The sequence below is a fragment of the Neorhizobium lilium genome, from assembly GCF_004053875.1.
Lineage (GTDB): Bacteria > Pseudomonadota > Alphaproteobacteria > Rhizobiales > Rhizobiaceae > Neorhizobium > Neorhizobium lilii.
Genome location: NZ_SBIP01000003.1, coordinates 413,956 through 436,296, shown reverse-complemented (window position 1 = coordinate 436,296; position 22,341 = coordinate 413,956). Strand labels below are relative to the sequence as shown.

Here is a 22,341-nt window from a genome sequence, read left to right as displayed (position 1 = left end):
TCAAACCCACTCCGCGAGCCGGCTGTCGCGCAGCTCGCGGATCGACGCAACTCCGTCCCGATCCATCAGCGCCGAGAGGCCCTTGACGATGGTGGAGGCGAGGCTCGGCCCCTCATAGACCATGCAGGAATAGAGCTGCACGAGGTCTGCACCCGCGCAGATCTTCTCCATGGCATCCCGGGCGCTGCCAACACCACCGACACCAATGATCGGCAGGGCCGGACCGACCCGCTTGCGAACTTTAGCCAACACTTTCGTGGAGAGCGTAAACAGCGGCGCTCCCGACAAGCCGCCCGCCTGCCCTGCCATTGCCTTGTCCTTCAAACCGTCGCGGGCAAGCGTGGTATTGGAGACAATCAGCCCATCCAGCGGATGGGACAGAGCTTCGGCCGCAATGTCGTCCAGTCCCTCGTCCGTCAGGTCCGGCGCGATCTTCAGAAATACCGGAACCGAACGCCCATGTTTTGTCGCTTCCTCGGCACGCGCAGCCAAAACCGCGTCCAGCAGGATGTTCAGGCTTTCACGCGCCTGCAGGTCGCGCAGGCCCGGCGTGTTGGGCGAAGAGATGTTGACCGTGAAATAGGTGGCAAGCGCGTAGAATCGGCGGATGCCGGCGACGTAATCCGCCACACGGTCCGTCGCATCCTTGTTGGCACCGATGTTGACGCCGACGATGCCGGGCCGGCCGGCGCGGGCAGCGAGACGCGCAAAGGCCGCGTCATGGCCTTCATTGTTGAAGCCGAGCTGGTTGATGACGCCGCGGTCCTGGACCAGCCGGAAAATGCGTGGCTTGTCATTGCCTGCCTGGGGCTTCGGCGTCAGGGTGCCGACTTCGGTAAAGCCGAAGCCGAGCTTCAACACGGCGTCCGGCACTTCGGCATTCTTGTCATAGCCGGCGGCAAGACCGAGCGGATTGGGAAAGCGGATGCCGGCAATCGTCTGGACGAGCCTTGCATCCTCGCCTAATCGGCAGGCCGGCAGCACGCCGCTCTTCAAGGCGGCAATAGAGAGACCATGTGCGGTTTCCGGATCGAAAGCGAACAGGCTACGCGAGGCAAGGGCCGAGAGAGGACCAATCACGGCATGATCTCCGGAAAGGCATGGCGTCCATCGACGCCGATCAGCAGCGGCATTTCCCAAAGCACGGAAGAGGTGGGCAGGTCCGCATAGAGATGCGGAAAGAGATCGCCGCCGCGGGAGGGCTCATAGCGCAGCGCCTCGCCCAGCGCCGTCGCATCCACCGCCACCAGCAGCAGGCCGGTCAGGCTGGCGAAATGCAGCCGCGCCGTCTCGCGAACCTGGGCGCCGGTCGAGAAATGGATGAAGCCATCCCTCAGATCGATCTCGGCGCCTTCGAAGACGCCCTTTTCCTTTGCCGTCCGCCACAGCGTCTCCGGCACGATTTTGTAGACAATATCGGTCATCACGGACTTTCGAAATAACGGTCTCGGGACCGTTACCCGCAAAACCGGGTTCTTGTCCATTGCAACGCGGATGAGGCGAAGCGAAACAGGCGGCGACCCCTACTTTGACCCGCCTGCACAACTGTCGGGTGGCGTGGTTTCCGCTCTTGTATCCTGCGGCGCGCAGGGTTACAAATTGCCAAGGGAGACTTCACCAGCACGACTATGTCCTTGGGAGGGGGCGTGGAAATGCAGACACTTACAATCATCATTGCAGACGACCACCCCTTGTTCCGCGGTGCGCTGAGCCAGGCGGTGCAGGGCATTGCGCAGGAGCTCGCCATCATTGAGGCAGGCGATTTCGAGGCCGCACGGCAAGCATCGGAGCATTATCGCCAAGCCGACCTGATGCTGCTCGACCTTGCCATGCCGGGGGTCAGCGGCTTTTCCGGCCTGATGAGCCTCAGGGCAGAATTTCCGTGCCTGCCCATCGTCATCGTGACCGCCAGCGACGACTGCGCCACGATCCGGCGGGCGCTTGAGCTTGGCGCCTCCGGCTTCATCTCCAAATCCTCGGGGCTCAGCGACATCCGCACCGGGATCCAGACCGTGCTCGACGGCGGCATCTGGGCGCCTATGCACGACGCGACACCTAGCGAAGACGAGCAGGGCCTCCACGAGTTGATGGACCGGTTGAAGACGCTGACGCCGCAGCAGAGCAGAGTGCTTTCCATGCTCGGCGAAGGCCTGCTCAACAAGCAGATTGCCTATGAGCTGAAGGTTTCAGAGGCGACCATCAAAGCGCATGTCTCGGCCATCCTCTTGAAGCTCAACGTCGATAGCCGCACGCAGGCGGTGATCAAGCTCGGCAAGATCAACATGGCAATGGTGGCATAAGACCATCGGGATGCTCGCCGTGGCTACGGGGACGGAGCAGGATTTTATTCCTCTTCACTCTTTACGCGCCCTGCCGACTTCGCTAGATTTCGGGCAACCGCTGGCGAAGACATTCGCCCGGCGACGCCCGCTTGAGCCGCTGTCCGGCATGACGGGCCTGATTTGGAAGCGGCAATTCCCGAAGCTGCCGCTTTCCCAGTTCGAGGCACAAGACACGATGCTGTCACACGAAACCATCTGGACTGCGATCGATACGCTTGCCGAACGCCATCAGCTGACGCCTTCGGGACTGGCGAGGCGGGCGGGCCTCGACCCGACCTCGTTCAACAAATCCAAGCGGTTAGGCCCGGACGGACGGTTGCGCTGGCCCTCGACCGAGTCGATCGCCAAAGTGCTGGAGGCGACCGGAGCAACCGTCGATCAGTTCATGAGCTACCTGCCCTCGCCCATCCGGCGCGGCGAGATACCGGAAGGCAATTTTCCGCCGCAGCCGGGGACAATTCCGCTGCTCGGTTTTGCGCAGGCGGGCGCGGGCGGCTTTTTCGACGATGGCGGCTTTCCGGCCGGCCAGGGATGGGATGTGGTGGAATTTCCGGTGGACCCGGCCCGCAAGGGTGGCGTCTACGCGCTGGAAGTCCAGGGCGACTCCATGATGCCGCTCTACCGCGACGGCGACGTGCTGATCGTGGAGCCGGGTGCTCAGGTCCGGCGCGGCGACCGTGTCGTGCTGAAGACCCGCGAAGGCGAGGTCATGGCCAAGGTGCTGGCGCGCCAGACGGCGCGGTCGATCGAGTTGATGTCGCTCAATCCCGAGCATGCCAACCGCAGCTTCGACCTGTCGGAAGTGGAATGGATGGCGCGCATCATCTGGGCCAGCCAGTGACGCTGCGGCGTAGGAATTATTTCTGCCTCAGTAGAGCCCGTTCGGGAAATAGCGCAGATAGATATCCTGCAGGCGACCGTTGCGCGACAATTCCAGCAGGGCGTGGTCGAAGGCGGCAACCAGATCCGGGTCGCTCCGGCGGATCATGACCGAGAGCCCCTCGCCCAGATATTTCTGGGAGAGATAGGGGCCATCGAAAAGGGCACAGCAATTCCCGGACGCCTCACCCGCGACCCAGAAGGGCAGGCGAAGCCCATCGGCGAAAACCGCGTCCACCTCTCCTTTCTTCAGCGCTTCCAGCATGGGCTCATAGCCCTCGAAAGATTTAGCCGCGCTGGTAGGAAAGAAAGCCTTCAGCATATCCTCATGCACCGTGCCTTTGACCACGCCCACCGGACGACCTGCCAGCGCCGCGGCGGTGTCGCCTCCGATCGTAGCGGCTCGGTTGCGGGCGAAACGGGCGGGAATGCCGAGATAGGGCCGGGAAAAGAGGAAGCGACGGCGCAGTTCCGGGGTAACGGCAATACCGGCCATGACCGCCTCGCCGCCTCCGCTTTCCAACGTCTTTTCCAGCTCGTCATACGGAAGTGCCTGGATCTGGCACTTGGGCTCGATCTGCAATTCGGTACAGATTTCGCGGGCGAGATCCACATTGAAGCCGGAAAGCCTGCCCGTCTGGTCGGCGAAATTGAACGGCGGAAAGTCTACCGTCGTCAGGATGCGCAGGCGTATTACCTGCGAAAGGTCCGGGCGGGCGATCCGCTCGCGGGCGTCGAATAGACGCGGCAGCGACGTTCCCACAGTCTCGGCAGCCGCCGCCGATGCTCCGCAGCCCAGCATCGCCAAAGCCAAAAGCACGGAAAATCCCTTGTTTTTTAGGGGTGTAATCCTGTGGCGCATGTTTATGCTCCCTGAGGGGACAGATTGGGGCGTCCGCTACGGACGGTGTAACAGAACGATGCGGATGGGGGAATATCCGCCCGAAGCTTCCGGGCGGCAGGAAGATGCGTGGGGCGGTTCTTCCGGGCAGACATGGGCGGATGATGAGGCGCTCGCGGGCCGGCAGGCGGAGCTTGCGGCTTTGACAGCGCTCGGCTTTTCCAAACCGTTGCTGGCGCGGCTGGCAGCGCTTGCACACACCAACGGCACAAGCGTGGAAAGCGAGCTTCTGCGCAACGGCGAAGTGGAGGAAAAGTCCTACTATGCCGCAGTCGCCCGCCTGCTGCGGCTGCCTTTCGTCGACGCGATCGATCCGCGCACCGTAAGCGACTTCCCCCTGCTCGATACGCAACTGCAGCAGCCGCTGACGCTGCGGATCGCCCACCGGAACCGGTCGCCGCAGACGGCTGTGGTGCCGCAAGCCTCTCGGATTGCAGATCTTGCGGCGGCGCTGGCGGCCCTGCCGCTGCTTGGACGGGATCTTGCCATCACGACGCCGAGCGCCATCCGCTCTGCAGTGTGGAGCGCCGGCGCAGAACGACGCGTCCGGGAGACGACAAACCGGTTGTTCGAGGACCGGCCGCATCTGTCCGCACGTGTCGTGCTTGCGGGCCATCAGGGCTTCTATGCGGGACTAGCCGTGGCGGCATTCTTTTCGGCGCTCATGCTGCGCCCGACGGAGACGCTGCTTTGGCTGCATATCACGCTGTCGATTATTTACTTCCTGTCGCTCACTCTGCGGCTGGCGGCCCTTGTGCGCAAGTCGACAAGCTCGGCACCGCAGCATGCGGCGGCCGTTTTGGGTCCACTGCCGCACTATACGGTAATGGTGGCGCTGTACCGCGAGGCCGGCATGGCAAAGCAGCTGATCTCCAGCCTGCGCCGGCTGGATTGGCCGGCATCTCTTCTCGATATCAAGCTGGTCTGCGAGGCGGACGATAAGGAAACGATTGCGGCGCTCAAGGCGGAGCGTCCAGGGCCGCATTTCGAGATCATCGAAGTGCCGGCCTATGGACCGCGCACCAAGCCGAAGGCTCTGACCTATGCGCTGACTGCCGTTCGCGGCGAGCTTCTCGCCATCTACGATGCGGAGGACAGGCCGCATCCGCAGCAGCTGCGGGAAGCGCATGCGCGGTTCAATGCCGCACCGCCGGAGCTCGCCTGCCTGCAGGCGCCGCTGATCATCACCAATGCCGGCGCCTCGTGGCTGAGCGCCCTTTTCTCGCTCGAATATTCCGCCCTCTTCCGCGGTCTCCTGCCCATGCTGGGGAAACAGCGCATGCCGCTGCCGCTGGGCGGCACCTCGAACCACTTCAGGACGGAAGCGCTGCGGAAGGCGGGCGGTTGGGATCCTTACAATGTCACCGAGGATGCGGATCTCGGGCTTCGCCTTTACCGTTTGGGCTACAGAGCCGATGTCCTTCATCGCCAGACGCTGGAAGACGCACCCGTGGAGCTTCCGGTATGGCTTGCGCAACGCAGCCGCTGGTTTAAAGGCTGGCTGCAAACCTGGCTGGTGCTGATGCGGGACCCGTTCCGGCTTTCGCGGGAAATGGGGCTTGCCGCCTTCCTGATCTTCCAGCTGATGGTGGGCGGCATGCTGATCTCGTCCCTGCTGCATCCGCTCATCATCGTTTTTCTCGCAGGTGGCATCGTCGCCCTGCTGACGGCTCCGGCCAGTGCGATACCCCTCGACGTGCTGACGCTTTTCGTCATCGACTTCGTCAACATCATGGGGAGCTACCTGATTTTCATCGGGCTTGGCATCGGTTCGATGATCGACCACGAAAAGCGGCTCGTTGGCCGGCGCTGGATCATGGTGCCGCTCTACTGGCTGATGACCTCCGTAGCGGCCTGGCGAGCCGTGGCGGAGCTGAGAAGGAAGCCCTTCTTCTGGAACAAGACGCCACACAAGCCAGTATCGCCCAAGCTGCCTTGAACTCGTGGGAAAGGTTTCGCAGCCAGATCGGAATGGGGCTTGTCGTCTTTCAGCAGCGGCTTCGTCTGCCGTCGTTGCATAAGACAGTTCTTAAAAAGAATCCCCGTTGACTCATTCAATGAATAAGAACAAAAAAGGAACAAAGCTCTTTACGGCCCATCTTAAAGGTCAGTTTTGGATTTCCGGACCTCATGCAAAACCGTGCCCATTTCGTTTCCATAGAAGAACTCCGGGATCGGATCGAGCGCGTCAGTTCCGTCAGGCGGCAGAAGTCTGTGTTGCCGTTTGGTATGGGTCCGATTGACCAGCATCTACCGGGCGGTGGCTTGGCTCTCGGTGCTTTGCACGAGGTAGCAGGTGGCGGAAATGGTGCTCTTGACGGGGCGGCGGCGGCGCTCTTCGTTGCCGGCATAGCAGCGAGGACTACCGGTAGGGTACTTTGGTGCGTAACACGACAAGACCTATTCATGCCGGGCTTGGTGCAGGCGGGCTTATCCCAAAACCGGGTCCTCATCGTTGAATGCCGCGATGAGAAAGGCGTCCTTGACTGCTTCGAGGAAGGTTTGCGGTGCAATGGCCTTGGTGCGGTAGTCGGCGAGGTGGCACGCCTGACAATGACGGCGTCCAGGCGACTGCAGCTCGCGGCAGAAGCATCCGGTGTCATCGGCATAGCTATTCGCCGGTGGCGACGGCAAGCGGAAGCATCAGATTACGGCCGTCCGACCGCTGCCGTCACTCGCTGGCGAATTTCTATCCTTCCTTCTGAACCGCTGCCAGTTCCCGGCATAGGCCGTGCCCGGTGGTATCTCGAACTTCTTCGTTGCCGTGCCGCAGAGAGTGCTGATTATGTGGTCGAAGCCTGCGATGCCAAGGGTCGTCTCGGTTTACCTGCCAACTTGGCCAACAGATCGCCATCGCAAGACGCTTGGACAGCAAGCGCCGCCCGCTGACCAGCCGCTGGTGATGATCGGGCACAAAGGGAGTCGCAGGTTGATCATGGCGGCGAACGACGCAGCCATTGCGGCGGGCCTTGGGATAGGAATGGTCGCCAGCAAGGCGCAGGCGCTGGTTGCCGATTTGATCATGGTGGATTTGAAACCAGAGGATGATCTGCGCGAGCTTGAACGTCTGGCCCTTTGGTTTCTCGGCAATTTTGCGCCAATTGTCGCCGCCGACCCGCCAAACGGAATCGTCATCGATACCACCGGCGCCGATCACCTGCATGGAAACGAAGTCATGATGTTGACTGGCATGATCAACCGGCTGCGCGCAATGGGATTTGCGGCACGCGCGGCGCTTGCCGACAGCTGGGGCGCAGCACATGCCCTAGCCCGGTTTCGTGCCTCGCCATTCCTCGTTCTACCCGCTGGTGAATCTGCTGCCGCTGTTTTGGATTTGCCCATATCGGCACTTAGGCTCGACGCTCAGATCGTCGTTGCGCTTCGCAAGCTTGGCTTCGAGCGGATCGGCGACCTAGAAGCAACGCCGCGTGCCCCGCTCGCCTTGCGCTTCGGACCGGAGATCGGTCGGCGGCTTGACCAGATTCTTTGCCGCGTGCCGGAGCCGATTGATCCCATACGCTCGCCAGAAGCGGTCAGCGTGCGCCGTGCATTTGCGGAGCCCATATCCGCAGCGGAAACGATTGCCCGATATGTAGGCCGGCTGGTGCAACGGCTCTGCATTATCTTGGAAGAGCAGGGATTGGGGGTTCGCCGCCTCGACCTCATCTGCCATCGTGTGGACAGCGGTCTTCAGGTCATACGCGCCGGAACTGCCAAGCCTGTGCGCGACGCACCGCGCCTGACCCGCCTGCTCTGCGACCAGATCGAAGCTATCGAACCGGGCTTTGGTATCGAGATCATGGTGCTCTCTGCCAGCCGAACGGAGCCGCTTGACGCCATTCAGGCTGTTTCCTCGTTGATCAAGCAGCCAGAAGCCGACATCAGTGATCTGGTTGATGTGATCGCTAATCGCGGCCATCTTATCTACCGCATTGCCGCCGTCGAAAGCGATGTGCCGGAACGGTCGTTCATGCTGGTGCCGCCGCTTGCCGATGATGACGAGATCGGCTGGCCTCTGCACTGGCCGCGCCCATCCCGGCTGCTGGCTCACCCCGAACCTATTCAGTGCTTGGCGCTGCTGCCCGATCATCCACCCGTCAATTTCACATGGCGGGGCATCAGACATGTGGTCAAACGCGCAGATGGGCCGGAACGAGTGTTTGGTGAATGGTGGAAGCGGGACAAGGAACTGGTTGCCGTCAGAGACTATTTCGCAGTCGAGAACGAGGCAGGCGAAAGATTTTGGATCTTCCGGCAAGGTGACGGCGAGCATTCCGATAGCGGGCCGGGTCGATGGTTCGTGCAAGGGTTATTTGGATGAGCGCCGCAGCTTCTGGCAACGCGCTGCGTTACGCCGAACTTCAGGTAACCTCGCATTTTTCTTTCCTACGCGGAGCTAGCTCCTGTGAAGAGTTGTTTGCCGCAGCGGTGTCTTTCGGTATCGAGGCACTGGCTGTCGTAGATCATAACAGCCTTGCAGGTATCGTTCGAGCCCATCAGGCGGCGAAAGATACCGGCATCCGGCTCGTCGTCGGCTGCCGCCTCGACCTGCGTGAAGATATTTCAGTGCTGGTTTATCCGACACATCGTCCCGCATATTCGCGTCTCTGCCGGTTGCTGTCACTCGGCAAAGGGAGAGCGGGTAAAGGCAAGTGCGATCTGGGCTGGGACGATCTTGTGGCCTATGGCGAGGGGTTGCTTGTCGTTCTCCTTCCCGATCTTGCCGATGAACTCTGCACGATCAGGCTGCGGCAGTTGCGCCGCGACTTCGGCGACCGCGCCTATATGGCCCTGACCCTAAGACGTCGCCCAAACGATCAATTACGGCTTCATCAGCTTTCCACTCTTGCCTTACAGGCGGGCATACCGACCGTTGTTACCAATGACGTTCTTTACCATGACCGCAGCCGACGTATGCTGCAGGATATCGTTACCTGCATCCGGCACAATACGACCATAGATCAGCTGGGCCACCGCAAGCAGCGTTTCGCCGACCGATATTTGAAGCCTCCGGCAGAGATGCACCGTCTGTTCAAGCGATACCCCGATGCGCTGGACCGCAGCCTCGAGATCGTCAAGCGCTGCCAGTTTTCACTGGACCAGTTGAGTTACCAGTACCCCGAAGAGATCATGATCCCCGGACTCACGGCTCAGCAGGCATTGGAAAAACTGACATGGGAAGCAGTTCCAACGCGGTATCCCGAGGGTCTGCCGGATGACGTTGAGGCAATTTTGAAACATGAGTTGGCGCTCATTGCCAAGCTGGAATATGCCCCGTATTTCCTGACCGTGAATTCCATCGTGAAATTTGCCCGGTCGAAAGACATTCTTTGTCAGGGGCGCGGATCGGCTGCAAACTCGGTCGTTTGCTATGTGCTCGGCATCACTTCCATCGATCCCTCTCGCATCGATCTGCTTTTCGAACGCTTTATCTCAGAGGAGCGTCGCGAGCCGCCCGATATCGACGTCGATTTCGAGCATGAGCGCCGTGAGCAAGTTATCCAATGGGTCTATGAGACCTATGGCAGGCAACGGGCAGCCCTTTGCTCGGTCGTCACCTGCTATAGAGCCAAAGGCGCACTGCGTGATGTCGGCAAAGCGCTCGGTTTGCCTGAGGACCTCACCAAAATGCTGTCGTCGCAGATCTGGGGCTGGAAGGAAGACGTTGGCGAGAAACAGGCCAAGGAGCTTAACCTCAACACCACAGACCGCCGACTGCTGCTCGCCTTCGATCTGGCTCAGCAATTGACTGGCACCCCCCGTCATCATTCACAACACCCCGGCGGCTTCGTGCTGACTCAAGACCGGCTTGACGAACTGGTGCCGATTGAACCCGCAGCCATGGAAGATCGGCAGATCATCGAATGGGACAAGGATGACATCGATATTCTCAAGTTCATGAAGATGGACGTATTGGCGCTCGGCATGTTGTCCTGCATGAAGCGCGGCTTCGATCTTCTGGAAGAACACAAGGGCATCAGGAAAGATCTCGCGACCATCCCGCCCGATGACCAGCGCACATACGCAATGATCAGGCGGGCCGATACGCTCGGAACGTTTCAGATCGAAAGCCGGGCGCAGATGTCGATGCTACCCCGCCTAAAGCCGCAGACATTTTATGATCTGGTTATCGAAGTGGCAATTGTCAGGCCCGGCCCTATCCAAGGCGACATGGTGCACCCCTATCTGCGCCGTCGCGAGGGCAAGGAAAAGCCGGTTTATCCAAAGCCGGAACTTGAGAAGGTGCTCGGAAAAACCCTCGGCGTGCCCTTGTTCCAGGAGCAGGCAATGCGGGTTGCCATCGAATGCGCGGGCTTCACCGCCGGCGAAGCTGACCAGTTGCGGCGCGCCATGGCAACCTTCAAACATACCGGCGGCGTCAGCAAATTCGGAGAGAAGCTGATTAATGGCATGATCGACAATGGCTATGAGCGCGAGTTCGCGCTGAAGACCTTCGCGCAGCTCGAAGGTTTTGGGTCCTACGGCTTCCCTGAAAGCCACGCGGCCTCCTTTGCCCTGATCGCCTACGCGTCTTCGTGGCTGAAGTGCTGGCATCCTGAAGTGTTCTGCGCGGCGCTGCTGAATGCCCAGCCGATGGGCTTTTACGCACCGGCGCAGATCGTCCGTGACGCGCGCCAGCATGGGGTTGAGGTTCGGCCGGTTTGCATCAATGCTTCACGCTGGGATTGCACGTTGGAAGAGGCCAAAGACGGCCGGCTGGCTGTGCGGCTAGGCATGCGCATGGTCAAAGGTCTAACCAACAAAGAAGGGGCAGCCATCGTTGCAGCCCGGGAGGATCAGCCCTATCAGTCGATTGATGACCTATGGCGGCGGGCAAAGGCTCCATCGTCGTCACTTGTCCAGCTGGCTGAGGCGGATGCTTTCCATCCCTCGATGAAACTTGCACGCCGCGAGGCCCTATGGGCGATAGAAGCTCTACGGGACGAGCCGCTACCATTGTTTGCAGCCGCCACGGCGCGCGAGCAGACTGGAATTCCCGAAGCCATCGAACCGGTCGTCACCCTCAAGCCGATGACCAGAGGCACTGATGTGGTCGAGGACTACAGCCATATCGGCCTGACACTGCGTGAACACCCGCTGACATTCTTGCGTGGCGACCTTAGCCGTAAGGGCATGGTGACTTGCGACGAGGCTATGAATTCCCGCGATGGCCGATGGTTGGAAACGGCCGGGTTGGTTCTCGTGCGTCAACGGCCGGGCAGCGCGAAGGGGGTGATGTTCATCACCATTGAAGACGAGACCGGCGTCGCCAATCTTGTTGTATGGGTCAAAATATTTGAGAAGTATCGCCGCATCGTGCTTGGAGCAGGCATGGTGGGTATCTACGGCAAGATCCAGCGTGAGGGCGAGGTCGTCCACCTCGTTACCCATCGGCTCACGGACCTGTCGAGCGACCTTGCCAGCGTCGGTGACCGTGACGCCACATTTCTCATGCCGCATGGTCGCGGTGACGAGTTTCATCATGGCAGCCCGACATCAGATCCACGCGGTCTGCCCAAGGTTCACGGTATCGACGACCCCCACAATCACATTGATCGGATCAGGATCAAGACGCGCGATTTTCGATGACCGAGTGTTTTGCTTGCCGAATATGCACAATCGACCGCCACGACTTCCCCGCAGCTTCAGAAACGAAGAGATACAGCAGTGTCCGACCTTGGACGAGCAGGTCAAACATGTAAGGGAGGAGGCTGGAGCGGGTGAAGGGAATCGAACCCTCGTATTCAGCTTGGGAAGCTGCTGCTCTACCATTGAGCTACACCCGCGCGCAGCCAGAACTAGCCTCTCCCGAGTGGAAATTCAACTCCAATCGGATCGAGGTCGAGATGGCGAAAAGGCTGAGCCGAACCTCCGCACGAGGCTTTAACCGGGGCAAGCCGATCAGCTGAATCCGGCACGTCCCCGACCGCTGCCTATATTATTCAGCGCGGAAATGCTTGGAAAGCTTCAGACCTTGCGCCTGATAATTGGAGCCGAGGCCCGCACCATAAAGCGCTTCAGGCTTTTCCATCATGTGCTCGTAGACGAGGCGGCCGACGATCTGGCCGTCTTCGAGGATGAAGGGCACTTCGAGCACCGCGCGGCTGCCGCGCCCACCCGACGCCTCGTGATCGAAGCCCGGATCGAAGAAGCCGGCCAATACGCGAATATCCAAATTCGAAATGCGCGGTATATGGTGCAATAACTACCTGTTGGTGGCCTTGAAGCCGTAGTATACACCAACAGCCAAGCAACCCACAATCAAAACAACAGCAATCATAGCAGCCTCCGATTTATGTTTAATCAGAAATTTGAATATCATTCTATGATAGATTTGGTCAACACCAACATCAAGAAAATATATTCTACCACCATAGAATTTCATAAAGTTTCTACGAAATTATTGCGCGAATGCACCCCATTTCGTGTTGTTAGCTATAGAAGCGTTTTATTATATTGAAGACGCTCTCTATCTAAACAATAAGCAATATGGACATACACTTATATATATGACTTAGATCCATATACGGCAAAAATGACTGAAATTCAGAGGGTGAAAATGTCGTTTTTTGAAAAAGCAAAAATTGCAGCGTTAGCCGCTAATACGAAATTTTCAGAGTTTCTAGAAAAACAAAAACAGGCGCAGGCAGAAAGAGAAATAAAATCAAGAGCCGAACGCGCACGGGCAGAAGCAGAGCAAGCAGAGCGGGACAGAATAGAGGCTGAAGAGCGTCGGAAATTTGAACAGAAACGTGAGTCTACCAAGTATTTTCAGTTTTGGAATCGAAGAGGTACTGCATACAAAGTTAGCAAAGAGCGCTATAGAGAGGGGGACCACTCTTATATTATGACGAAATTACATCTGGATGTTCCAGGCAGCGATGAAATAAAAGTCGTCGTACCGAAATGTGATTTTCCGGTAACCAATGGAAACGACGTTGTCGTTATTTACGGAAGCACCCTTGAGATCGATTCCGGGCCCTTGTTGAGAATTATAAACATAACAAAGAACACGGCATTTGATGTCGATGACAACATCGAAACAATCAGTAAGCGTTCTAGTCTTGAAAGATCCTATGCTTTAAAAAGAGTACATAGAGATTTTAGAAAGTATATTTCGTCACTCTGAATGTTTTTTACGCAACCGCGGTTTGCGACCACATCCTTAGCCCACCTGGAGAGGCATCAATTCGGCCTGCACTAAGTCACGACCACCTGACGGTTCGGATTTCAAGCCGAAGTGATCGCCTGTCAAGTGGCAGGTGGCTCGGCTCCGGCGCGGAAATGCTTGGAAAGCTTCAGGCCTTGCGCCTGATAATTGGAGCCGAGGCCCGCGCCGTAAAGCGCTTCAGGCTTTTCCATCATGTGCTCGTAGACGAGGCGGCCGACGATCTGGCCGTCTTCGAGGATGAAAGGCACTTCATGGCTGCGCACTTCGAGTACGGCCCGGCTGCCGCGCCCACCCGATGCCTCGTGGCCGAAGCCCGGATCGAAGAAGCCCGCATAGTGGACCCGAAATTCGCCGACCAAGGGATCGAACGGCGTCATCTCCGCTGCATAAAAGGGGGGCACGTGCACCGCCTCCTGTGAGACGAGGATATAGAACTCGTCTGGATCGAGGATCAGCTCGCTGCGGCCGCGGCTGTAGATCGGCTCCCAGAAATCGAAGATGTCGTGCTGGGCTTTCTTGTCGACATCAACCACGGCCGTGTGGTGCTTGCCGCGGTAGCCGATCAGCCCTTCATGATCGCCGGAGAGGTCGATGGACAAGGCAATGCCGCCGCCGGAGACGTTGGGCAGCTTGGATGCCACCAGGGTTTCCGCTTCGTGCAGTTTCAGAAGTTCCGGCTCGCCGAGCAAAGCATTGCCCACCCGGAAGCGGATCTGCGACAGGCGCGAACCGCGCCGCACCACGATCGGGAAGGTGCGCGGGCTAATCTCAAGGTAGAGCGGGCCGGAATAGCCGGCCGGAACCTTGTCGAATTCCTGCGCATAATCGGTGATGACGCGGGTGAAGATGTCGAGACGCCCGGTCGAACTCTTGGGGTTGGCGGAAGCGGACATTCCTTCGGGCAGATCGAGCCTCTCCATCAGCGGCACGATATAGACACAGCCGGTTTCCAGCACCGCCGCTTCCGTCAGATCAATCACATGCAGCTTCAGCCGGTCGAGCTTGTCGGAAACCAGGCTTGTGGGACCGGGCATGAAGCTCGCGCGAACCCGGAAGGCTTTGGCGCCCAGGCGCAGGTCGAGGCTTGCCGGCTGGATCTGGTCGCGTTCGAGTTCGCGCTCGGAGATCAGCCGCCCGCTCTCGAACAGAGCCGCTATGGCGCGATCCGCCAGAATTCCCGTTTCCCGAGCCGTCATCTTCATTCCCTTGGCTTCATGCCATATCGACCGCGACAAAACCAAATGCGGGGCATTGACGCAAGCGGGGGCCGGCGCTATGCCAGTCTTATCCCGTGGTGATTTGGCCGGTCGGCTTGCAGCCACGTTAAACAAGTGGCTAAAAGGACCGGGTGTGAAACCGGTCTGCTTTATTGCGGCCGGTTTTTTTGTTGCGAAGGTGTGACACGCATGACCCAATCGTCCAACAGCTCATCCAAGTCCTGGCGCCCGGCGACCAAGCTCGTCCATGGCGGAACGCTCCGCTCCCAATACGGGGAGATGTCGGAAGCGATCTACCTGACACAGGGCTTCGTCTACGATACGTCGGAGGCGGCGGAAGCACGGTTCAAGGGCGAGACGGACGGCTTCATCTATGCCCGCTACGGCAGCCCCACCAACGACATGTTCGAAAAGCGCATGTGCATGCTGGAAGGTGCCGAAGACGCGCGCGCCACCGCCTCCGGCATGGCTGCCGTCACCGCCGCCATTCTCTGCCAGTTGAAGGCCGGCGATCATATCGTCGCGGCCCGCGCCCTATTCGGCTCCTGCCGCTGGGTGGTCGAGACGCTGGCGCCGAAATACGGCATCGACTGCACGCTGGTCGATGGCCGCTTCATGGAGAACTGGGAAAAGGCGATCACGCCCAACACCAAGGTCTTCTTCCTGGAAAGCCCGACCAATCCGACGCTGGAAGTCGTCGATATCGCCGGCGTCGCCAAGCTTGCCAACCAGATCGGCGCCAAGGTGGTGGTCGACAATGTGTTTGCGACCCCGCTCTTCCAGAAACCACTGGAACTCGGTGCCCATATCGTCGTCTATTCGGCAACCAAGCATATCGACGGCCAGGGCCGCTGCCTCGGCGGCGTTGTGCTGTCGGATAAGGCCTGGATCGACGAAAACCTGCACGACTATTTCCGTCACACAGGCCCCGCCATGTCGCCGTTCAATGCCTGGACGCTTCTGAAGGGCGTGGAGACGTTGCCGCTACGCGTCAAGCAGCAGACGGAGAACGCGTCCAAGATCGCGGACTTCCTGGCCGAGCAGAAACAAGTGGCGAAGGTCATCTACCCGGGCCGCAAGGATCATCCGCAGGCCGATATCATCGCCAAGCAGATGACGGGCGGCTCGACGCTCGTCTGCTTCGAGCTCAAGGGCGGTAAGGAAGCCGCCTTCAAGCTGCAGAACGCGCTCGACGTCGTGACCATCTCCAACAATCTGGGCGATACGCGCAGCCTGATCACCCATCCGGCCACGACGACCCACAAGAACCTCAGCGACGAAGCCCGCGCCGAACTCGGCATCTCGGACGGCACGGTGCGGCTGTCGGCCGGCATCGAGGACAGCCAGGATCTGCTGGAGGATTTTGCGCGGGCGCTGTCGCATGTTTCGGCTTAGAGCCGTTTAAGGGTTTAAGGGTAGCTCTTCACCATTGGATCCGGCCGGCGGCCGGATTCACCATATCGATTATCTCTAACCTCAAGAACAAGTGGCGTTTTCCTGCGCAACCGCCCGGAATTCTTGACGTTGCGGCGCGCCTGTACGATATCCCTCAAATCAGTTTATCGAGGTGCCCATGTATCGCGCCCGCACGAGAGATATCGAGATCTCTGTCGAGCCTTATTATCTGGAGGAGCAATCCAGTCCGGAAGACAGCCGCTATGTCTGGGGCTATCGCATCGTTATCGAAAATCATTCGGACGTCACGGTCCGGCTGGTGCACCGCTATTGGCACATCACCGACCAGACCGGTCTCGTGGACGAGGTGGAAGGTCCAGGCGTGGTGGGCGAGCAGCCCAGGCTTCAACCGGGCGATAGTTACGAATATTCGTCCGGCTGCCCGCTCGATACGCCGTCAGGCATGATGTTCGGTCATTACGACATGCAGACGGACGAGGGAGAGATGTTCAGGGCGGCCATCCCCGCCTTCTCCCTCGATTCCCCCGGTCTGACCCGCGTGCTCAACTGATCAGGCCTGCTCGAATTCGGCCCTTTCGAAGCGATAGGTGGTGGAACAGAATTCGCAGGTGACAGCGATATGCCCATCCTCCTCGCTCGCCTGGATCTCTTCGGCTGAAAAGCCTTCTAGAACCCCTTTGATCTTGTCGCGCGAGCAGCTGCATCGGTCCAGTACGCTTTGCGGCGGATAAACCCGCACGCCGCGCTCGTGAAAGAGCCGGAACAGCAGTCGCTCGATCCCCACATGCGGATCGGTCAACTCGTCGGTATCGATGGTTTCGACCAAAGCCCGGGCTTCCGTCCAGGTATCGTCCTCGGAAAGATCCTCATCGCGCTCGTCACCGTCGCCGCCATGCAAGTCCGGCTGCCGCATACGCTCCGGCGACTGCGGCAGGAACTGGGCGATCAGCCCGCCTGCCCGCCAGTTATGACGCGGCTTTCCGTCTTCGCCGCGGTCGAAGAGTTCGGCAACGCCGAGGCGCACCTTGGTGGGGATCTGCTCCGACTGGCGGAAATAGACGCCGGCAATCTCTTCCAGCGTCGAGCCGTCCAGCGGCACGATGCCCTGATAGGGCTGCATGCCACGCCCCTGATCGATGGTAAAGGCAAGCACACCCTCGCCCAAAAGCTCCGGCGGCGACATTCGCCCCTCCCGGATAGCCTCGGCCAGCGCTTCCTCGTCATAGCGGGCATAGGCGCGCAGGCTTTCCGGCGTGGAAAAATCCGCGACCAGAAGATCCACCGGGCCATCACCCTTGGTCTGCACCGTGAACCGGCCGTCGAATTTGAGCGAGGTGCCGAGCAAGGATGTCAGGACAATGGCTTCCGCCAGCAACCGGGCGACCGGTGCCGGATAGTCATGGCGGGCCAGGATCGTGTTGAGAAGCGGTCCCAGCTGGACCGCACGACCGCGGACATCCAGCCCCTCGACCTGAAAGGGCACGACGCGGTCGTCGCCGGCAAAATCGAGTTCGTTCAATTCTAAGCTTGCTTCCGCCATCTTGTCGCTCCTTGGCGCCGGTTCCGATGCTTTTACACAAGCACAAGCCGAAGCGGAACCGCTTGGCCCTAAGGAAGACGCCGATCATGTTCTTTGAGACGCCGTTCGTTTCCATCAGGTCACGCTGCGCGGCACGTTGAAGGTCGCTAAATGGGTGCCCGTATGAACGAAATCAAGGCGCTTTCCAGGGGCGATCACACCAGCCCGAAGCACCAGGCGAGGATGGATTTCTGTGCATGCAGACGGTTTTCCGCTTCGTCGAACACCACCGATTGTGGGCCATCGATCACCTCGTCGGTCACCTCTTCACCGCGATGGGCCGGCAGGCAGTGCATGAACAGCGCATCTTTTGCTGCGCGTTTCATCAACTGGTCGTTCACCTGATAGGGCTGGAAGATGTTGTGGCCCCGCGCCTTGTGTTCCTGGTTCATCGAAACCCAAGTGTCCGTGACCACCATGTCGACATCCGCCACAGCGCGTTCGGCATCATGGCTGAGCATGATTTCGCCGCCGTTGTTGCGCGCCCAGTTCAGGAACTTGTCGTAAGGTTCCGAGCCCATGGGCACGGCCATGTTCATCCGGTAGCCGAAACGGGCGGCGCCTTCGATGAAGGAGTGGAGCACGTTGTTGCCGTCGCCCGTCCAGGCGAAGGTCTTGCCGGCGACCGGTCCACGGTGCTCCTCGAAGGTCATGATATCGGCCATGATCTGGCAGGGATGGGTATCATCCGTCAGGGCGTTGATCACCGGAACCGTCGCATGTTCGGCAAGCTCGAGCATTCGGTTATGATCCGTGGTGCGGATCATAATCGCGTCCACATAGCGGGACAGAACCTTGGCCGTATCGCCGATGGTTTCGGCGCGGCCGAGCTGCATTTCCGTGCCCGACAGAAAGAGCGTCTCACCGCCGAGCTGGCGCATGCCGACATCGAACGAGACGCGCGTACGGGTGGAGGGCTTTTCGAAGATCATCGCCAGCATCTTGCCGGCCAGCGGCTTGTCCGCCGTGCCAGCCTTGGTGGCCTGCTTGCGGAGTTTCGCATCCTCGAGGATGTTGCGAAGATCCGGAGCTGCGACTGCAGAGAGATCGAGAAAATGCTTCGGTGCTGCCATGTGATTACGGTTCCCAGATCAGAGGGAACCATCCATGGCGCCCTCTTCGCCCCCTCAGGCGGATTTCTTCAATTCGCTGGCGACAAGCCGTTCAGCCGCCTTTTCGATGCGGCGCAGACCTTCGCGGGTCTCCTCAGCGGTGACCGTCAACGGTGGCAGAAGGCGCACGACGTTATCGCCCGCCGGTACGGCCAGCATGTTTTCCGCGCGCATGGCGCCCACGAGCTCGCCGGCCGGAACCTTGGCCTTGATGCCGAGGAGAAGGCCTTCGCCACGGATTTCTTCGATGACATCCGGAAAGCGATCCTTCAGGCTGGCGAGCCCCTGCCGGAAGACCAGCGACACATCGCGGACGTTCTGGAGGAAATCATCGCTGAGCACGACGTCGAGGACCGCATTGCCGACCGCCATGGCGAGCGGATTGCCGCCATAGGTCGTGCCGTGCGTGCCCGCGGTCATGCCCGAAGCGGCCTCCGCCGTCGCAAGGCAGGCGCCGACTGGGAAGCCACCGCCGATGCCCTTGGCCAGCGCCATGATATCCGGGGTCACGCCGGTCCATTCATAGGCGAAGAGCTTGCCGGTGCGCCCGACCCCGCACTGGACCTCGTCAAAGATCAGCAGCAGGCCATTGTCGTCGCAGATCTGGCGCAACGCCGCCAGGAACTCCTTAGGCACCGGACGAATACCGCCCTCACCCTGGATCGGCTCGATCAGAATGGCCGCGGTGCTTTCGGTCACCGCCGCCTTCAGCGCTTCCAGATCGTCAAAGGGGACCTGATCGAAGCCTTCCACCTTGGGGCCGAAGCCTTCCAGATATTTGGCCTGGCCGCCGGCGGCGATGGTTGCCAGCGTGCGGCCATGGAAGGCGCCTTCGAAGGTGATGATATGGAAGCGCTCCGGATGACCCTTCACATATTGATAGCGGCGGGCGGTCTTGATCGCGCATTCCAGCGCCTCGGCGCCGGAATTGGTGAAGAAGACCTTGTCCGCAAAGGAATGATCGGCCAGCCGCCGCGACAGCGTCTCCTGGCCCGGTACTTCATAGAGATTGGACGTGTGCCAGAGCTTTTCCGCCTGGTTCTTGAGCGCCTCGACCAGATGCGGATGCGCATGGCCCAAGGAGTTCACGGCAATGCCTGCACCAAAGTCGAGATATCGCTCTCCACTTTCCGTCACGAGCCAAACCCCCTCGCCGCGTTCGAAACGCAGAGGGGCCCGAGCAAAAGTGTCGAAAAGCGCGGCTTCGGCCATGGCGACATCACTCCTGAAGGCTACGGGCGCAGGTGCCCGAAAAAATCAAAAATGCCGCCCACAGGGCGGCGCGGGCACTATCGGCATTCGGTGGAAGCATGTCAACAAAACACCAAGCATTTCCGGCCATTTTCAGGTCTTAAAGCCCTTCCGGCCAATGTGGCAGAAATGACTCGTGTTCTGAGCAAGTTGGGGAAAACCAAGAAATCGATTCGATGCGATTCCAGCGACTCTTGCCACGGAGTCAGCCTCACACTAGGTTAACGATCAATTACTAGAACGCATGCGGCGGAACTAGTCACCTAAATCATAGATATAGTGGGTGTTGCGACATAATCCTCGCAGCGCAGGTGAGTGGATTCCGTATGCCGGCAACGTTCAAAGGCGGAGAACGGGCATGAACTGGACAGACGAGCGCGTCGAGAAACTGAAGCGGTTGTGGGCAGAAGGGCTTAGTGCCAGTCAGATCGCAGCGCAACTCGGCGGCGTCAGCCGCAACGCAGTGATCGGCAAGGTGCACCGGCTCAACCTTCCGGGCCGCGCCAAGGCTGGCGGTGTTGCCGCCGCAAGCCGCGCTCCTGCCAAGCGCCCGGCAGTTGCTCCCCGCCCTGCGACCTTCGCCTCACGCGTTACGCCTGCCCGCCCGATTGCCCGCACCGTCGGCGCAACCGCCCTGCAGGAAGAGATCGACGTCGATACGGTCCGAGAAATTGCCGTCACTTCGAAGGGCAATGTCGTCGTCCCGATATCCAAGCAGCTCGCCCTGACCGACCTCACCGAGCGCACCTGCAAATGGCCGGTCGGCGATCCGCTCAAGGATGACTTCCACTTCTGCGGCTGCGAGTCCCCGGATGCCTCGCCTTACTGTGCCTATCATGCGCGCCTGGCTTACCAGCCGGTTCACGAGCGCCGCAGGACAGCTGCCCGCGCCTGATCCTACATCTACGAGCACAAGCAAAGCGGGCAGCGGCCCGCTTTTTTGTTGCGCAAAACAGGCAATGGCTTCAGGCCAAACACCTGCGCTATGACAACCTGAAGCATATCGCACAGGGGCTACCTTGCCCCTGCTGGCCGCTTAATCTTGCAACATGAATTTGCAATATCCATTTATCGGGTGTGAGGACGACCTCCCCTGAATGGGAACAATGTCCGGGACGGCCCGGGAAGCACCCATGGAGGGTTCAACCTTGCGCACCACACGCGACCGTATCCGTCACGCCATCAGCTTTGAAATCATCGGGCTTGCGCTCGTGACACCTCTTGGCGCCTTCGTTTTTCACGTGCCGATGTCCAACCTTGCCGTCGTCGGGGTCGTCTCGGCAACCATCGCGACCGGCTGGAACTACCTCTACAATCTGATTTTCGACCACATCCTGCAGTGGAGGACAGGCAGAACGATGAAAGGCCTGGGCCTGCGTATCGTTCACGCAGTGCTTTTCGAGGCCGGGCTGCTGCTTTTACTGCTGCCCTTCATCGCCTGGCATCTCGGCATCAGCCTCATCCAGGCGCTGGCGATGGATATTTCCTTCGCCGTCTTCTACGTTGCCTATGCCTTTGTATTCAACCTGGCCTATGACCGGCTGTTTCCCCTGCCGGAATGGCGGCAGCGAAAGATTCAGGCTTCCATGGAATAGCCGGCGCCGCGCACGGTGCGGATGACATCCTGCATGTTGGAGAAATTGAGCGCCTTGCGCAGCCGGCCGACATGGACATCGACTGTGCGCTCATCCACGTAAATGTCGTGGCCCCAAACGCCATCGAGCAGTTGCGAGCGCGAGAAGACGCGGCCGGGCGACGCCATCAGAAATTCCAGAAGGCGGAACTCGGTTGGTCCCAACCGGACTTCGCGGCTCTTGCGGTGAACCCGGTGCGTCTCGCGGTCGAGTTCGATATCGCCGCAGCGGAGCACGCTCGACAGGACCTCGGGACGTGCCCGCCGCAGCATCGCCTTGACGCGGGCCATCAACTCCGGCGTCGAGAACGGTTTGACGACATAGTCGTCGGCGCCGGTTGCCAGCCCGCGGACGCGCTCGCTCTCTTCGCCGCGGGCCGTCAGCATGATGATCGGCAGGCGTTCCGTTTCCGGGCGCATGCGCAGGCGGCGGCAGAGCTCGATGCCGGAGACGCCGGGCAGCATCCAGTCGAGGATCAGCAGATCCGGCGTACGCTCCTGCAAGCGGATTTCCGCCTCGTCGCCACGCAGGATGGTATCCACCTCATAGCCTTCGGCTTCGAGATTATAGCGAAGAAGCACGCTCAGCGCCTCTTCGTCTTCAACGACCGCTATCTTCGGCTGCATTTCGGGTCTCTTCCGTCACAAGTCCATTAAGACCAATCGGCATCTAGGTTTCGGGCGTGGCCCTAGCGGATTTCGTTTCTGAACAGGAGGGAAGGCCGCAGTGGAGCCTATCCTCCACAAGGCCTTTCCGACGTCTTCAAAGGGGAAATCCGGCGCGTCCCGAAGGGATATGGTGAAAATCGCCCATTTCCGCGTCGCGAACCCTCGGTGGA

At 59.8% G+C, this 22,341-nt stretch carries 19 protein-coding genes, 1 tRNA gene, 1 pseudogene and 1 riboswitch; of the genes and pseudogenes, 11 read left to right on the top strand and 10 right to left on the bottom strand.

What is annotated here, in order from left to right; translation table 11 throughout:
• Entirely contained in the window at positions 1–1,080 is a 1,080-nt protein-coding gene (locus EPK99_RS14720; protein WP_128443831.1) for a quinone-dependent dihydroorotate dehydrogenase, read from the bottom strand.
• A complete protein-coding gene (locus EPK99_RS14715) occupies positions 1,077–1,424 on the bottom strand; it encodes a DUF952 domain-containing protein (RefSeq protein WP_128443830.1) in 348 nt (115 codons plus the stop codon). Before EPK99_RS14715 ends, EPK99_RS14720 begins: the two co-directional genes overlap by 4 nt.
• A gap of 228 nt (positions 1,425–1,652) precedes the next feature.
• On the opposite strand from EPK99_RS14715, the gene EPK99_RS14710 reads away from it, so the two are divergent.
• Both EPK99_RS14710 and EPK99_RS14705 read left to right on the top strand, forming a co-directional pair.
• Positions 1,653–2,300 carry a response regulator transcription factor gene (locus tag EPK99_RS14710; RefSeq protein WP_128443829.1) on the top strand — a complete coding sequence of 216 codons (648 nt, stop codon included), beginning with the start codon at positions 1,653–1,655 and terminating at the stop codon, positions 2,298–2,300.
• A gap of 217 nt (positions 2,301–2,517) precedes the next feature.
• Positions 2,518–3,183 carry a S24 family peptidase gene (locus EPK99_RS14705; protein ID WP_128444240.1) on the top strand — a complete coding sequence of 222 codons (666 nt, stop codon included), beginning with the start codon at positions 2,518–2,520 and terminating at the stop codon, positions 3,181–3,183.
• 27 nt (positions 3,184–3,210) lie between these two features.
• Here the strand turns inward: EPK99_RS14705 and EPK99_RS14700 are convergent, their stop codons facing one another.
• Complete coding sequence (locus tag EPK99_RS14700; RefSeq protein ID WP_128443828.1) at positions 3,211–4,083, bottom strand: transporter substrate-binding domain-containing protein; 873 nt, start codon at positions 4,081–4,083, stop codon at positions 3,211–3,213.
• A 64-nt stretch (positions 4,084–4,147) separates the two neighbouring features.
• On the opposite strand from EPK99_RS14700, the gene EPK99_RS14695 reads away from it, so the two are divergent.
• The 4 genes from EPK99_RS14695 to EPK99_RS14680 all read left to right on the top strand — a co-directional run bounded on the left by EPK99_RS14695 (position 4,148) and on the right by EPK99_RS14680 (position 11,712).
• Positions 4,148–6,061 (top strand): glycosyltransferase family 2 protein, encoded by a 1,914-nt coding sequence (locus tag EPK99_RS14695; RefSeq protein WP_245582429.1) that lies wholly within the window; start codon positions 4,148–4,150, stop codon positions 6,059–6,061.
• A gap of 191 nt (positions 6,062–6,252) precedes the next feature.
• Positions 6,253–7,011: an ImuA family protein gene (locus tag EPK99_RS25740; protein ID WP_128443826.1), complete on the top strand. Its 759-nt coding sequence runs from the start codon at positions 6,253–6,255 to the stop codon at positions 7,009–7,011.
• The gene (locus EPK99_RS14685; protein ID WP_128443825.1) at positions 6,926–8,443 is read left to right on the top strand and encodes a Y-family DNA polymerase; all 1,518 of its coding nucleotides are present in this window, start codon (positions 6,926–6,928) and stop codon (positions 8,441–8,443) included. Before EPK99_RS25740 ends, EPK99_RS14685 begins: the two co-directional genes overlap by 86 nt.
• Positions 8,440–11,712, top strand: a complete 3,273-nt coding sequence (locus EPK99_RS14680) for an error-prone DNA polymerase (protein ID WP_128443824.1) — start codon at positions 8,440–8,442, stop codon at positions 11,710–11,712. The genes EPK99_RS14685 and EPK99_RS14680 overlap by 4 nt, the downstream gene beginning before the upstream one ends.
• Positions 11,713–11,835: 123 nt before the next feature.
• Here the strand turns inward: EPK99_RS14680 and EPK99_RS14675 are convergent.
• Together EPK99_RS14675 and EPK99_RS14670 are read right to left on the bottom strand one after the other, a co-directional pair.
• Positions 11,836–11,909: transfer RNA gene (locus EPK99_RS14675), tRNA-Gly, on the bottom strand.
• Between the two features lie 152 nt (positions 11,910–12,061).
• Positions 12,062–12,280 (bottom strand): annotated as a pseudogene (locus EPK99_RS14670) (2'-deoxycytidine 5'-triphosphate deaminase); the annotation flags it as partial.
• Between the two features lie 402 nt (positions 12,281–12,682).
• Between EPK99_RS14670 and EPK99_RS14665 the strand changes: the two are divergent.
• A complete protein-coding gene (locus tag EPK99_RS14665; protein WP_128443823.1) occupies positions 12,683–13,252 on the top strand; it encodes a hypothetical protein in 570 nt (189 codons plus the stop codon).
• A 122-nt stretch (positions 13,253–13,374) separates the two neighbouring features.
• On the opposite strand, the gene EPK99_RS14660 is transcribed toward EPK99_RS14665, so the two are convergent.
• Complete coding sequence (locus tag EPK99_RS14660; protein WP_128443822.1) at positions 13,375–14,490, bottom strand: 2'-deoxycytidine 5'-triphosphate deaminase; 1,116 nt, start codon at positions 14,488–14,490, stop codon at positions 13,375–13,377.
• 85 nt (positions 14,491–14,575) lie between these two features.
• Positions 14,576–14,654, top strand: a riboswitch (SAM riboswitch).
• Between the two features lie 46 nt (positions 14,655–14,700).
• Here EPK99_RS14660 and EPK99_RS14655 point away from each other — a divergent pair.
• Positions 14,701–15,906 (top strand): O-succinylhomoserine sulfhydrylase, encoded by a 1,206-nt coding sequence (locus EPK99_RS14655; RefSeq protein ID WP_128443821.1) that lies wholly within the window; start codon positions 14,701–14,703, stop codon positions 15,904–15,906.
• A gap of 178 nt (positions 15,907–16,084) precedes the next feature.
• A complete protein-coding gene (gene apaG / locus EPK99_RS14650) occupies positions 16,085–16,477 on the top strand; it encodes a Co2+/Mg2+ efflux protein ApaG (RefSeq protein WP_128443820.1) in 393 nt (130 codons plus the stop codon).
• Here the strand turns inward: apaG and EPK99_RS14645 are convergent, their stop codons facing one another.
• The 3 genes from EPK99_RS14645 to EPK99_RS14635 form a co-directional block, all read right to left on the bottom strand.
• Complete coding sequence (locus tag EPK99_RS14645; protein WP_128443819.1) at positions 16,478–17,467, bottom strand: Hsp33 family molecular chaperone; 990 nt, start codon at positions 17,465–17,467, stop codon at positions 16,478–16,480. It lies immediately after the preceding gene.
• A 194-nt stretch (positions 17,468–17,661) separates the two neighbouring features.
• Complete coding sequence (argF, locus tag EPK99_RS14640; RefSeq protein ID WP_128443818.1) at positions 17,662–18,579, bottom strand: ornithine carbamoyltransferase; 918 nt, start codon at positions 18,577–18,579, stop codon at positions 17,662–17,664.
• 54 nt (positions 18,580–18,633) lie between these two features.
• A complete protein-coding gene (locus tag EPK99_RS14635) occupies positions 18,634–19,830 on the bottom strand; it encodes an aspartate aminotransferase family protein (protein WP_128443817.1) in 1,197 nt (398 codons plus the stop codon).
• A gap of 397 nt (positions 19,831–20,227) precedes the next feature.
• Between EPK99_RS14635 and EPK99_RS14630 the strand changes: the two genes are divergently transcribed.
• Positions 20,228–20,764, top strand: coding sequence for a GcrA family cell cycle regulator (locus EPK99_RS14630; RefSeq protein WP_128443816.1), 537 nt, complete (start codon positions 20,228–20,230; stop codon positions 20,762–20,764).
• A 253-nt stretch (positions 20,765–21,017) separates the two neighbouring features.
• Positions 21,018–21,464: a PACE efflux transporter gene (locus EPK99_RS14625; protein ID WP_128444239.1), complete on the top strand. Its 447-nt coding sequence runs from the start codon at positions 21,018–21,020 to the stop codon at positions 21,462–21,464.
• Here the strand turns inward: EPK99_RS14625 and phoB are convergent.
• Positions 21,446–22,129, bottom strand: coding sequence for a phosphate regulon transcriptional regulator PhoB (gene phoB / locus EPK99_RS14620; RefSeq protein ID WP_128443815.1), 684 nt, complete (start codon positions 22,127–22,129; stop codon positions 21,446–21,448). The genes EPK99_RS14625 and phoB overlap by 19 nt on opposite strands.
• Positions 22,130–22,341 lie beyond the last annotated feature (212 nt).